A 12,972-nucleotide genomic window follows, 5' to 3' on the forward strand; every position below is an offset into this window, starting at 1 on the left:
GGACCTCGTCGAGCAACGTGCGGCGCCCGCGGTGAGGCTGCACGACAACGATCTGCCAGACTCTAGCAACTAGGATTCCGGGTATGTCCCGAATCTTCATGTCCAAGGCCGACATCTCAGACGCGGAGGAGGAGGCCGTAAGCCGCGCTATCCGCTCCGGCTGGGTCGCACCTCTTGGGCCAGAGGTCGACGCCTTCGAGGTCGAGATTGCCGAGCGAGTGGGCGTCGCAAAGGCGCTAGCGCTTTCTTCAGGGACTGCCGCCCTACACCTCGCGCTGCTTCATCTGGGCGCCCGTCCGGGCGTCGCGGTTGTCGTTTCGTCGATGACGTTCGCCGCGTCTGCAAATGCCATCGCGTACACGGGCGCCGACCCGGTCTTCGTTGACTCGCGCGACTCGGATGGCAACGTCTCCCCCGATCTCCTATTCGAGTCGATCGACACGCTGCGCGCCGGGGGCACCGAGGTCATCGGCGCCATGACGGTCGACCTCATCGGCCGGCCCTGCGACTACTCGGTCATCGAGGCCGGACTGGAGGAGCGCGGGGTTCCGTTGCTCGAGGATGCCGCCGAGGGCCTCGGCGCCTACCACCGTGGGAAGGCCGTCGGAAGCTTCGGCCGTGCCGCAGCGCTTTCCTTCAACGGAAATAAAATTATGACTACGTCCGGGGGCGGCATGTTGCTGTCCAACGACGAGGAGCTAGTTGACCGCGCCCGGTACCTTTCCACCCAGGCCCGTCAGCCGGTCTCCTGGTACGAGCACACGGAGATCGGCTACAACTACCGGCTCTCCAACATCCTTGCCGCGATCGGCCGCGCCCAGCTCTCCCGACTCGACGGCATGATCGCGCGCCGCCGCGAGTTGCGCCGTCGGTACATGGAGGTGCTAGGCGACCTCGATGTCCACTTCCTCGGAACCGCCGACACCGACGGCGACGACGTGGAGAACTGCTGGCTCACGGGCATCGTCCTCGGCGACTCCATCGACCTCACCCCAGACGACGTGCAGGTAGAAATGAACGCCCGCGACATCGAGGTCCGCCACCTGTGGAAGCCGATGCACCTGCAGCCAGTGTTCGCCAACGCGCGCCGCTTTGTCGACGGCACCTCAGAGCGGCTCTTCCGTCGCGGCCTAACGCTACCCAGCGGCTCGGAGATCTCGGACGCCGACGTCGAGCGTGTCGTCGGCGCGATCCACGATGTCCTCACGGGGGCCTAAGCCGTGGGCTACGACAACGCAAAGAGGGTGATGGACCTCGCCGCCGGGGTACCCCTTTTCCTCGTGACGCTCCCGGTCCAGGCGGTGGCCGCCCTGGCGATCCTCGTGACGATGGGCCGTCCGATACTCTTCACCCAAACCCGCCCGGGGCTCCACGGCAAGCCTTTCGCCATGCGCAAGTTCCGGACGATGCACCCGGAGGACCCCGCGAAGGGCTGGACCGACGACGCCTCCCGGCTCACCCCGGTCGGGCGTTTCCTCCGTTCGACGAGCATCGACGAGCTCCCGACCATCTGGAACATCGTCGACGGCAACCTCAGCCTCGTCGGACCGCGCCCCCTGCTCATGCGCTACCTCGACCGCTACTCCCCGGATCAGGCCCGCAGGATGGAGGTCAAGCCCGGTCTCACCGGACTCGCGCAGGTCTCCGGCCGTAACGCCCAGAAGTGGGAGGAGCGCCTCGCGTACGATGTTGAGTACGTCGACAACCGCTCGCTGGCGCTTGACCTCAAGATCTTGTGGCGGACGGTGCAGGTGGTGCTCCGCCGGGACGGCGTGAGCGCCGACGACCACGCGACGATGCCGGAATTCCTCGGCACCCCTTCCCCCACCGAGACGCAGGAATTCGACCGATGACCAATCTCCTGCTTTCCTGCTCGGGGCGCCGCACGACCCTGCTTGCGCACCTTCTGGACGCCGCCCATGCGCGTGGCGGCGAGGTTTGGGCCGGCGACATGAACCACCTGGCCCCTACTCTGCAGCTTGCCGACCACGCAGTCCGGCTCCCGTCCGCCACGAGCGACGAGTACGTGCCGACACTTCTCGACCTGGTGCGTGCACACGACATTTCGCTTATCGTCCCCACAATCGACCCGGAGCTGCCCGTGCTAGCGGCGGCAGCAGACGAGTTCGCGACGGCGGGCTGCACCGCGCTCGTGTCGACGGCGGAGTTCGTCGAGGCGACTGGCGACAAGTGGGTTTTTTACGAACGCTTCTCCGAGCTGGGCATCCGCACGCCCCGCTCATGGATCCCTGAGACGGTCGACCCTGCGTCGATGCCGGAAGAGCTCTTTCTCAAGCCCCGGTGCGGCAGCGCGAGTAAGGGCATCCGCGGGCTCACACGTGACGACCTCGCCGAGGGCTTCGAGGGCGACGACAACCCGATCATCCAAGAACGAATCGACGCCGAGGAGGTGACGATCGACGCCCTACTCGGCCTCGACGGCGAGCCGGTCCACTACGTCCCGCGCCGCAGGATTCGGACGATGTCCGGCGAGTCGATCCAGGGAGTCACCCTCCCGCGCGAGGGCTTCGAACCGTGGATCGATGAGGTACTTGCCGCGTGCCGCGAGCTAGGCGCCCGCGGTCCGATAACGCTGCAGGCTTTCGCCACGGCGGACGGACCCCTGCTCTTCGAGATTAACCCCCGCTTTGGCGGAGGCTTTCCCCTCGCGCACGCCGCGGGCGGCCGGTACCCGGAGTGGATCCTCGACTTCCTGGACGGCCACGCTCTGGCACCCCGCATTGGCGAGTACGAGGTGGGCCTCTACATGACGCGCTACAACACGGAGATCTTCACGTCGGAGCTGCCGTGGTAATCCACTGTCCGTGGCGGGTGATTGTGTGGGATCTCGATGACACGCTGATCCTCGAACGGGACTTCGTCCGCAGCGGATTCCGCGCGGTCGCGGCCCACGTGGCCGGGCGGTGCGCGGTGGACGCCGGAGCGGTCTCGGATTTCCTGTGGTCCGGCTTCGAGTCGGGGGTGCGCGGCAACGCATTCGACCGGGTCCACGAACACTTCCCCGAGACGCGGTCGATCCCGGTGGCAGCGATAGTCGAGGCCTATCGCACCCACTGCCCCGACATCCAAATCACGGACGAAGCCCTCTCAATCCTGCGCCGCCTCCGGCAAGCCGGCGCGGCCCAGGCTGCGATCACCGACGGCCCGCTGGCGGGTCAGCGGTCGAAGGCCGACGCCGTCGGCCTGAACGACCTCATCGATCTCGTCGTCTTCACCGACGAGTGGGGGCGTGAGTTCTGGAAGCCGCATGATCGGGCGTTCCTCACCGTCCAGGAGCGATTTGGGGCCGCGCCCGGCGACTGCGTCTACATCGGCGACAACCCCTCGAAGGACTTCGTGTCGCCGCGCGCGCTGGGCTGGGGGTCGATCCGGCTACGCCGTGATGGCCAGTTGCACGCGGCGCTCGAGGACGGCACACCCGCCGAGCTAACCGCCCGCGGCTGGAACGAGTTGGCCGAACTGCTCGGCGTCGGGGAGGAGACCATATGAGGATTGGCGTCATCACCCAGTGGTACCCGCCGGAGAACGTGTGGGTGCCCAAGGCCCTCGTCGACGGGCTGCGTGCGCAGGGTCACGAGGTCACCGTCGTCACCGGCGCACCCCACTACCCCACCGGCACGGTCGCCGAGGGGTACCGAGCCGACCGCTTCCGCACTGAGACTATCGACGGAGTGACCGTTCACCGGGTGCCCGAGTTTCCGTACCGCGGCACCGGCATGGTCGGCCGGTTGGCCGGGTACGCGAGTTTCGCGCTAGCCGCCTCGGTCCGCGCGGTGACCGCGCTCGGCTCGATGGACGCGGTCGTCGTCTACGACTCCCCCGCCACAGCGGCCCTGCCGGCGATGGTGCTGCGGACGCTGCGTCGCGTGCCGTTCGTCCTGCAGGTGCAGGACATCTGGCCGGACTCTGTGATCGACGCCGGCTTCGTCCACGGCTCGGCCAAGCTCCGCGCCATCCGCACCGCCCTGGGCGCCTTCGTGTCCGCGTCGTATCGGATGTCCTCGCACGTCACGGTCATCACCCCGAGCGCGGTCAACCTGCTCGCATCGCGTGGGGTCCCCAGGGACAAGCTCTCGCTGGTCTACAACTGGATCGACGACCCGGCCAGGGAGCTTGAGCCCGAGGGCGTCACCCCGCTGCGGGTCCGCATCGGCGCCAGGGACGACGACCGCGTATTCCTCTACGCGGGAGCCATGGGACCACCGCAGAACCTCGGGCATCTCGTCGATGGTTTTGTCGCCGCCGGACTCGGGACGTCTGCGCACCTCGTGCTCTTGGGGCCGGGGGTCGAGCACAACACACTTGCCGGACGAGCCGCCGACCTGCCGACAGTGCACGTCCTCGATCCGGTGCCCATCACCGAGGCCAACGTCTTACTGAGGGAGGCGACGGCCGGCATCGTGTCGCTCGCCGACACCCTGCTGCACCGTGCGACCTTCCCCAGTAAGGTCCAGGGGATGTGCGCGCTCGGGGTGCCGGTTCTCGCGGTGGCGCCGGGAGATGTCGGGCGCTTCGTGATCGAGCACGGGGCGGGGATGGCGGTGTCTCCGGGTTCCATCGCCGAGGTCGCGGAGGCGTTCCGCTCCCTGGCCGCCGCCGGGCGCCTGGAGGTCGAAGGCTTCGCCGCTCGATCCCGCGCCGCCTACGAGGCCGAGTTCACCGAGTCCGTGGGCGGGGCGAGGATTATCGCCGCACTGACGGCCTCCCGCCAGTCCTGAAGCGGCGCTAGCCCGCAGGCCGCCCATTCCGTGGAGGAGAGAACGGAGAACGCGGGCCGCGGCGCCGCGCGCGGGAAGTCCGCTGTCGAGCACGGCTTCACTCGCTCAGGGTCGGCCCCGATCTCCTCGAAGACGGCCCGAGCCAGGTCACACCAAGTGGCCCGGCCGGCGCCCGCCGCGTGCACGGTCCTGCCTCGTGCCGTATCGGTCCGGTCGGCCTCGAGTATTCCGACGGCGAGGTCGCGGGCGAACGTCGGGGAACCCATCTGGTCGTCGACGACGGTGAGCGTCTCGTGGGACTTTTCCAGCCGCGTCATAGTCGTGACGAAGTCGTCACCGGACAACCCCAGCCACTCTCGAGATGGCCCCGTGTAGACCCAGGCTGTCCTCACGATCGTGGCCTCAGGGCACGCCTCGCGCACCGCGTGCTCGCCGGCGAGCTTGGTGATCCCATACACCGACTGCGGCACGGTCGGGTGATCCACTGCGAGCGGCTCCTCGAGGATCGTCGGCTCGCCGAAGACGTAATCGGTACTGATGTGAAGCAACCGCGCGCCGGACGTAGCTGCCGCCTCGGCCACGTGCGCCGCACCGTCGCGGTTGATCGCCATCGCGCCGTCGGGCTCGTCCTCGGCACGATCGACGGCCGTATGCGCCGCGGCGTTTATCACCGTCGTCGGCTTCAATTCGGTGACGAGGTCGAGAACCGCTCCGCGATCCGTTATATCGAGGTCCTCGCGCGAGACCGTCCATACGTCGTCTGGGGCGAGGTGAGCAAGCCAGCGGGCGACCTGCCCGTTGCCGCCGGTGAGGAGGATCATCGGGCTGTCTCCCCCTCGCGGTCGAGGAGGTCGAGCAGGTACCGCCCGTAACCGGACTTGACGAGCTTTTCCGCACGCGTACGAAGCTCGCCGGCGTCGATGAAGCCGCCGCGCCAGGCGACTTCCTCGGGGCAGCCGATCTTCAGCCCCTGCCGCTGCTCGATCGTGCGTACGTAATTGCCGGCGTCGAGGAGCGACCCGTGCGTGCCGGTGTCCAGCCACGCGGTCCCCCGAGGGAGCACCTCGACGTGGAGTTTGCCTGCCTCCAGGTAAGCCTTGTTGACGTCGGTGATCTCGTACTCACCGCGCGCGGAGGACCTGAGGTTTCGGGCGATCTCAACGACGTCATTATCGTAGAAGTACAACCCGGGCACCGCGAAGTTCGACTTCGGCTCCACAGGCTTCTCCTCCAGCGAGACCGCCTTGTAGTCGGCGTCGAACTCCACGACCCCATAGTCCTCCGGGTTGGACACCCAGTAGGCAAACACGGCGCCGCCGTCCACGTTTGCGTAGCGCCTGAGCTGCGAGCCCATGCCCGGTCCGTAGAAAATGTTGTCCCCGAGGACGAGTGCCGCATGGTCGGTGCCGATGTGGTCAGCGCCGAGGACGAATGCCTGGGCGAGGCCGTCCGGGGAGGGCTGCCGCACGTAGCTCAAGTTAATACCGAACTGCGAACCGTCGCCGAGGAGCCGCTGGAAGGCCTCGGCGTCGTGTGGGGTGGTGATGACGAGGATGTCGTCGATTCCCGCGAGCATGAGCGTGGAGAGTGGGTAATAGATCATCGGCTTGTCGTAAACCGGCACCATCTGCTTGCTCGCGCCCAGCGTGATGGGATGAAGTCGGCTGCCGGTGCCACCGGCGAGGACAATGCCCTTCACCTCAAGTCACGCCATCCTGGTCGCGCGGAGCTCGTCTACGTACGCAGTCACGGTGTCCAGGGTCGGCAGCAGGCCCAGATCCTTCGCCTTGGCGAGGGTCGGCGCCTTCTGGTCCTTGTCGGACAGCTGGTAGGTGAGCGGCGTCCCGTCGCGTCCGGTGGTCGGCCAGTCGATGCCGATGTCAGGGTCTAGCGGATGGACGCCGTGCTCATGCTGGGGGGCGTAGCCCTCACTACACACGTAGACTGCTACGGACTCCGCCTCGAGGGAGAGGAACGCGTGCCCTAGTCCCTCCGAGAGGTAAACGGCCCTCCGGTCGACATCGTCAAGGAGGACGGAGTCCCACTGCCCAAAGGTGGGGGAACCGACTCGGATGTCGACGACGACGTCGAAGATGGCGCCGTGCGGGCAGGTCACGTACTTGGCCTGGCCCGGTGGGACGTCAGCGAAGTGGATCCCCCGTAGCACTCCGGCGGCGGAAACGGACATATTTGCCTGCGCGAGGCGCAGGGAGTGCCCAGTCTCATCCCCGAACGCAGGTGCATTAAACCACTCCAAGAAAGTGCCACGGGAGTCACCGAACTGCTTGGGCGTGAACACCCAAGCACCCGGGATGGATAGTGCTTCGATCACTTAATCACCTTCTCGCGGGTCGCGTAGGCGGCTTCGACCGCTGCCTTCCGCGGCTCCCACCAGCACCGATTATCCTTGTACCAACGGATGGTATCGGCGAGACCCAAACGGAAGTCGGTGAAACGGGGAGCCCACCCCAGTTCCTCTCGAAGGGTCGTCGCGTCGATAGCGTAGCGCAGGTCGTGGCCAGGACGGTCAGTGACGTGGTCGAAGTCATCTGCATCGCGACCCATGAGCTCGAGAATGGCGCGGACGACGGTGACGTTGTTCACTTCACTGTTCGCGCCTATGAGATAGGTACGGCCGATTTCACCCTTGTCGATAATCGTCCACACTGCGGAGTTGTGGTCGTCGACGTGAATCCAGTCACGTACGTTCAGACCGGCGCCATAGAGTTTGCACCGCTCGCCGACGAGCAGGTTAGTGATCTGCCGAGGGATAAACTTCTCGACATGCTGATAGGGACCGTAGTTGTTAGAGCAACTGGAGATAGTGGCCCGCAGCCCGAATGATCGAACCCAGGCCCGGACTAGTAGGTCCGAGCTCGCCTTAGTCGATGAGTAGGGGCTCGAGGGGCTGTACGGAGTCAACTCGGTAAACTTCGCCGGGTCGTCGAGCTCAAGGTCGCCGTACACCTCATCGGTGGATATGTGATGTAGGCGCACGTCATGCTTCCGGCACGCCTCAAGGACGTTGTAAGTGCCGATTATGTTGCTTTTTACAAAGGGCCAGGGGCTGTGCAGCGAGTTGTCATTGTGCGACTCCGCAGCGAAGTGCACGACGAGGTCGCTGGCCGAAACTGCCCGATCGGCGATCTCGGCGTCAGCGAGGTCCCCCCGAAGCACTTCCACGCCAGGGAAACGGGCGGTGAACCCCTCGATATCCGCAGCGTAGTTGCCGACGTCGAGAACTGTGACGGTGGCGTCGGGACGATCCCGCAACGTCAAATTCACGAAGTTCGAGCCGATGAAACCGGCACCGCCGGTGACAAGGATGCGCATTCCCCACACCTTACCGAGATACGCCACTCAAGCATGCCAGCTACCGCGATTAGCCCCGCTGATTCACGGGCCGGTGTGACTGCTGCTGCAGGTGATGGCGGGCTTGTCTTGACGCAAAGGGCCCTTCCGGATCCGGAATGCGTGGCGGGGGCTCTCTGAGTGCGCGCTGATGCGGAGTCGAGGGGGTCCTCAGGCGTGTGAATTGCATGTTCCTACGCCTTGCATCGAACCGACTTCCATTCTTACCCGGCAATCGGCAGATGTCCGTGGGTTAACGGGGCTAGTGACGCGCTCGGCGCACTGCTGGCACTGTGACCAGCGATGATCATCCTGGAGCGACACGAGACGGCGCAACTTGCGGAAGTCAGCCCAGGTCAGATCAGAGTCCGACTGTCCGGCCCATTTCGGGGCAGCTATCCGTCGCATTTCTCCACGAACTCCTGCTTTGCGCACATGCGGCCAAAAGTCTGCGAACGGGACCGTGGTCACGTCATGTGGCGCCGCGCCGACCATTACGCCAACCCGTTAGATTTTGCCCGCGCGGAATGGCTCTGGGAGTGGCTGCGCTCAGCGGCTGATGAAGTCAATAATAGCGGGCCCGATCCGAGGGTCTATATCATCTTCGAATTTCCGTGCAAACAGTATGTCGTCCGGCGATTTCTTTAGTTCCTCCAAGTCGCTCATTGTCCAAGTGTATGGGGAGTTTCGGCTTCTCCTCTCCCAGTCTATGTAGCGGAGATTCCCAGCAATGCCGTCTTCAAATTTGTACAGCCTACCTTGAAGTCCTCTGTCCATCAGAAAAGTTTGCAGAAACACTTCATCGCATACAAGAGTCTTTCTGTATCGGTGTACGATTTGCGCTCGTTCCGAACTCAGCAGTTCGGCAACGTCACGAGGAAGCGACCACCAAGTTGAGCCGTGGTAAGCGCGTACCGCGCGGTCCCTTCGGACTCCAAGCGCAAGTTGCAGTCGGGCGATTAGTTGATTTATGGCGCGGAGTTTTCGATCCGAATGGAATCGCGGGTTATTTACAAACGGATGGAATACTTGTGATTTATACTCGCCCCACCAGTAGTTTTCGGGTGCGTACTGCACGAAGATCTTCTTTGAGTTCTGGCGCAGGAAGCTGGTGATATGCTCGTGGCTTTTTATCGGCAAATCTGTTCCAGACAATAGATGAACTATGTCCCATTCGTGGTCCAAGGCGACGTGCAGGGTGTTGAGGATCGCCTCAATAAACGTATTGCTTCCCCAGTTGCTTTCGTAACGGGGGGCAAGACGTAGCTCGGCATGTGCTGGCAAATAGAGCTGTCTGATCAGCGCGTCTCCAGCCTTTTTGTCCACATGTAGAAAGACGCTGTTTCCCTCGTGGTCAAGCGCGCGAAGGAGGCGGTTCAGTTCGGTTGGCCGATTATAGGCGGTCACTATATGGCATTGCTTCATCAAACTGCGCCTCAATTCACTTAGAACTTTATTGGATTGCAAGTTCGCTTACACTCCGCCGGGTGTGGGGCGCTGACCGGCGCACGTTTGTGGCGGATGTTTCAAGCCTACATCCGCGGCTCACGACTGGGTTCGGGCCCGATGGCAACTCCGTGGGCGAACCGCCCCAGGTTTTCCGCCGAGGGGCTGGTGCACGAGTAGGCGACATCGTCCGCGACGACTCAGTGCGCGTCGCCCTGGCCCGTGAAGAGGGTGTGACGCTCGAGCAGATCGCCGCCGACCTCGGGATCCACCCCATGACGTTGCAGAAGTAGATTCGCAAGGCCGACGCCGAGGCCGGAGTCAAGGGCGGCACCACGTCGGCGGAATCCCAGGAGCTGCGCGAGGCCAAACGCAGCGTTCAACTGTTGGAGGAGGGAGAACGAGATCCTGCGCCGAGCTGCCGCGTACCTGTCCCAGGCGAACTTGCCGGGAAAAGGTGGTACCCGCTCGTGAACGAGCTCGCCGCTGACGCAATCCCCGTCGCGGTGGCGTGCCGGGTACTCAAGATCCTCGCTAGCCTTACCGCCGGTGGCTCAAGAACCCGGTCACCGACGCCGAGCTCGCCGAGGCGCACCGGGCCAACGCCCTGTTCGACGCCCACCGCGAAGACCGGGGATTCGGCTACCGCTACCTCGCCGTCGAGGCCGAAGCCGCGGGCGAGAAGATGTGCCGGCGGACGGCCTGGCGGATCTGTTCCGCCGGCGACTGGACCAGCGCCATCGGCAAGAAAGGCCGGGGCCAACACCGCAAGGCCGGCCCGCCAGCGCACGACGATCTGGTCGAGCGGGACTTCACCGCGACCGGTCCGAACGAGCTCTGGCTGACCGACATCACTGAGCACTGGACAGCCGAGGGCAAGCTTTACCTGTGCGCGATCAAGGACGTCCACTCGGGCCGGATAATCGGGTATTCGATCGACTCGAGATTGAAATTCCGCCTGGCGGTCAACGCGTTTGCCAGCGCCGTCGCCAGACCCGAGTTTCACATGTTTAGTGCTTGAACGGCGGGCGATGTCGGGGAACTCCACCAGATGGATCGTCTATCGCACTGCAGCAATCGGTAGGCGCCTCCCTGGACAAGCACTATCCGCCAGTCCTCCTCGGGCCTCGATTGAACTCGAAAAGCAGTATAGGTCACGGACTTAGTGCTCGGTTTCCGACACACCCAAGCCCCTCTACCTGCAGCGATAGCCCCGGCATCCGACAAATAGCTATCACCATGTGCAACTCAGGCCAGACGAGGCGGGGTGACCGGCTGCGTTCTGCCCAGCGATAAAGGATCGCAATTCCGCTCGAAAAGGACGCAGATTGCGGGCCCTTCCGGTTTTAGAGTGCGTTGATCCGTGCCTGGACTTGGCCGGAGTGGATGAGTGATCGCAGGATGTAATGGCCGAGGTTGCGGAAGCCGAGGGCGATCCCGCGCAGGTGCTCGAGCCGTCCGTTGATGGCTTCGACGGGGCCGTTGGAGGCGCCCACATCGAAGTAGGCGAGGATCTCGCGGTGTCTCTCCCACAAGGATCGGCCGAGTTGCGCGAGCTCCGGCAGTTCGGTGGGTACACCGGCCCGGATCGACTTGAGGAGCTTGTACATCGCGATCTTGCCGTCCCGCCGCCGCAGTTGATCGTAGGCGTCGATCAGGCCTTGGTAGACGCCGTAAGTGACCTCTACAGCCGCGTGGGCGTCGTTGGCGATGAACGCCTTCCAGAGCCGGATCTTCTGCTTGTCGGTCAACAGCTCTTGCCTGGTCAGGAGGGGCCGGCGAATCCCGTACAGCGGATCGCCGGCCCGGCCCCGGTGTCCGGTGGTGGCCTGTTGGATGCGCTGGCGGCACACGGTGAGCTTGTCTGCGGCCAGGTGCACGACGTGGAAGGGGTCCATCACCGTACGAGCCGCAGGCACGGCCTTGGCGGCGGCGGAGTGGTAGCCGGCGAACCCGTCCATGGTGACGACCTTGATGCGGTCGCGGAACGCCCGGTCACGAGCGTCGAGCCAGTCGGTCATGGCTTTCGCCGAGCGGCCCTGGACCATGTCCAGCAGGCGGGCCGGGCCGGTGCCATCGACCACCGGGGTGAGGTCGACCAGCACGGTCACGAACGAGCTGCTGCCATCGCCGCGGACATGCTTCCACCTGTGCTCGTCCACCCCGAGCACGCGTACGCCCTCGAGGTGGCCGGGCTGGTCGTAGACCAAGGTTCGGATCTTCGAAATCGCCAGGTCATTGACCAGGTCCCAGCCCAGGCCGAGGGCCTTGGCCACCGCGGACACGCTGGTGCGGTCGATCGCCAGGCGTTGCAGGATCCAGCGGGTGCACCGGCGGGTGGTCTTAGCCCGCGGCTCGGCCAGAAACGGCATGCGTTGCTGGAAGATCCTCGTGCCGCAGTCGGTATTGCCGCAGATGAATCGCGGTACGCGCACATGCAGTCTGGTGGGATGCCCGACGATGGGGAGATCAGTGACCTTGCGCTCGACGTGGTCCCGCAGGCGCCCCGCGACCCCGCACTCGCCGCACTTCAGGTCAAGCGTGACCGGGGAGCAGAACAGGTACGTGAACTCCCCGGCGACCGCGGCGTCGGTGATGGTCACCCCGAGTTCGACGGTGCGGCAGATGGTGTCGGCAAGCAGGCTGGCGGTAGCGTTCAAAGTGGGTCCTGGGGTGTTCGATGCGCGGGGTGAGAACCTGCATCTTCACACGCCCCAGGACCCCCTCATTCGTGCTTCACCGCGTCAGCCGCGAGCCCCGCTACGCACTCCGGGTCCGGAAGAGCCAGATTGCGATCACTCGTCACGGGCTGACCGGCTCGATGGACAGGGGCGACGCGTGCAGGGACAACGCGGCCATGGAGAGCTTCTTCTCGCTGGTCAAGAACAACGTCCTCGACCGCCGATCATGGGCCACCAGAGAGGAGCTCTGGGCCGCCATCGCGCACTGGATTGAACGCCGCCGCAGACGGCAAGACTACCTCGGCAGATTGACTCCCGATCGAATTCGAGACCATCATGACCGACGAGGCTCTTCAGACCGCGTGACTAACCCTGTCACCTAACCGTGCACCAGCCCCGTGCACACGACCATCGAGACCAGACCAAAGCGGCTAATAAGTCGACTGTTGCGCGACAACCTCGTCAGCTAAAGCCAACGCGCATCATTCTGCTGGCGGTTTGTCGATCTCCCAATCGTTTCTTTGATGTCTACCTATTTTTCAAAAAGAAGCGTGATCAACAACGGGCCTCGACGCGACCAACACGATGTGAGACGTCAGCTAACCCCGATAAACGCGCTTTGTCTGCGCTCTCCACCTCCATGCGACGGTACGATCGGTTCCGCGCCTCGAGTTCTCATGCAAGCGTCAAACCAAGTTCAGGGTTGACGGCGCCGCTTTGGCCCCCACCCCCGCGCAGGGGGCGAGGACGGCAAT

12 protein-coding genes and 2 pseudogenes are annotated in these 12,972 nt (G+C 64.5%); 8 read left to right on the forward strand and 6 right to left on the reverse strand.

Annotated elements, in window-relative coordinates; genetic code table 11:
* Window positions 1-83 precede the first annotated feature (83 nt).
* From J1M64_RS04750 to J1M64_RS04770, 5 genes are read left to right on the forward strand one after another with little or no spacing between them, the layout of a single operon-like run.
* Window positions 84-1,217, forward strand: coding sequence for a DegT/DnrJ/EryC1/StrS aminotransferase family protein (locus tag J1M64_RS04750; RefSeq protein WP_206473151.1), 1,134 nt, complete (start codon window positions 84-86; stop codon window positions 1,215-1,217).
* A gap of 3 nt (window positions 1,218-1,220) precedes the next feature.
* Window positions 1,221-1,853: a sugar transferase gene (locus J1M64_RS04755; RefSeq protein WP_307872372.1), complete on the forward strand. Its 633-nt coding sequence runs from the start codon at window positions 1,221-1,223 to the stop codon at window positions 1,851-1,853.
* Window positions 1,850-2,815 carry an ATP-grasp domain-containing protein gene (locus J1M64_RS04760; protein ID WP_206473152.1) on the forward strand — a complete coding sequence of 322 codons (966 nt, stop codon included), beginning with the start codon at window positions 1,850-1,852 and terminating at the stop codon, window positions 2,813-2,815. The genes J1M64_RS04755 and J1M64_RS04760 overlap by 4 nt, the downstream gene beginning before the upstream one ends.
* 23 nt (window positions 2,816-2,838) lie before the next feature.
* Window positions 2,839-3,510 (forward strand): HAD family hydrolase, encoded by a 672-nt coding sequence (locus J1M64_RS04765; RefSeq protein ID WP_206473154.1) that lies wholly within the window; start codon window positions 2,839-2,841, stop codon window positions 3,508-3,510.
* Complete coding sequence (locus tag J1M64_RS04770; RefSeq protein ID WP_206473156.1) at window positions 3,507-4,739, forward strand: glycosyltransferase family 4 protein; 1,233 nt, start codon at window positions 3,507-3,509, stop codon at window positions 4,737-4,739. Before J1M64_RS04765 ends, J1M64_RS04770 begins: the two co-directional genes overlap by 4 nt.
* Here the strand turns inward: J1M64_RS04770 and rfbD are convergent.
* From rfbD to J1M64_RS04795, 5 genes are all read right to left on the reverse strand, one after another.
* Window positions 4,664-5,560, reverse strand: a complete 897-nt coding sequence (gene rfbD, locus J1M64_RS04775; RefSeq protein WP_206473158.1) for a dTDP-4-dehydrorhamnose reductase — start codon at window positions 5,558-5,560, stop codon at window positions 4,664-4,666. The two genes, J1M64_RS04770 and rfbD, sit on opposite strands and share 76 nt — an antisense overlap.
* Window positions 5,557-6,438, reverse strand: coding sequence for a glucose-1-phosphate thymidylyltransferase RfbA (rfbA, locus tag J1M64_RS04780; RefSeq protein ID WP_206473160.1), 882 nt, complete (start codon window positions 6,436-6,438; stop codon window positions 5,557-5,559). Before rfbA ends, rfbD begins: the two co-directional genes overlap by 4 nt.
* A 6-nt stretch (window positions 6,439-6,444) precedes the next feature.
* Window positions 6,445-7,071, reverse strand: a complete 627-nt coding sequence (rfbC, locus tag J1M64_RS04785) for a dTDP-4-dehydrorhamnose 3,5-epimerase (protein ID WP_206473162.1) — start codon at window positions 7,069-7,071, stop codon at window positions 6,445-6,447.
* On the reverse strand, window positions 7,068-8,072 hold the full coding sequence (gene rfbB / locus J1M64_RS04790) for a dTDP-glucose 4,6-dehydratase (RefSeq protein ID WP_206473164.1): 1,005 nt from the start codon (window positions 8,070-8,072) through the stop codon (window positions 7,068-7,070). Before rfbB ends, rfbC begins: the two co-directional genes overlap by 4 nt.
* 567 nt (window positions 8,073-8,639) lie before the next feature.
* The gene (locus J1M64_RS04795) at window positions 8,640-9,497 is read right to left on the reverse strand and encodes a beta-1,6-N-acetylglucosaminyltransferase (protein ID WP_206473166.1); all 858 of its coding nucleotides are present in this window, start codon (window positions 9,495-9,497) and stop codon (window positions 8,640-8,642) included.
* Window positions 9,498-9,739: 242 nt separating this feature from the next.
* Between J1M64_RS04795 and J1M64_RS04800 the strand changes: the two genes are divergently transcribed.
* Together J1M64_RS04800 and J1M64_RS04805 are read left to right on the forward strand one after the other, a co-directional pair.
* The gene (locus J1M64_RS04800; protein WP_206473169.1) at window positions 9,740-9,829 is read left to right on the forward strand and encodes a helix-turn-helix domain-containing protein; all 90 of its coding nucleotides are present in this window, start codon (window positions 9,740-9,742) and stop codon (window positions 9,827-9,829) included.
* A 497-nt stretch (window positions 9,830-10,326) separates the two neighbouring features.
* Window positions 10,327-10,559: pseudogene (locus J1M64_RS04805) on the forward strand (DDE-type integrase/transposase/recombinase); the annotation flags it as partial.
* 323 nt (window positions 10,560-10,882) lie between these two features.
* Here J1M64_RS04805 and J1M64_RS04810 read toward each other — a convergent pair.
* Complete coding sequence (locus J1M64_RS04810; RefSeq protein WP_206473171.1) at window positions 10,883-12,196, reverse strand: ISL3 family transposase; 1,314 nt, start codon at window positions 12,194-12,196, stop codon at window positions 10,883-10,885.
* Window positions 12,197-12,306: 110 nt separating this feature from the next.
* Here J1M64_RS04810 and J1M64_RS19730 point away from each other — a divergent pair.
* Window positions 12,307-12,583: pseudogene (locus J1M64_RS19730) on the forward strand (integrase core domain-containing protein); the annotation flags it as partial.
* Between the last annotated feature and the right edge of the window lie 389 nt (window positions 12,584-12,972).

The sequence above is a fragment of the Dietzia sp. KRD202 genome (assembly GCF_017168155.1).
Classification (GTDB): Bacteria; Actinomycetota; Actinomycetes; order Mycobacteriales; family Mycobacteriaceae; genus Dietzia; species Dietzia kunjamensis.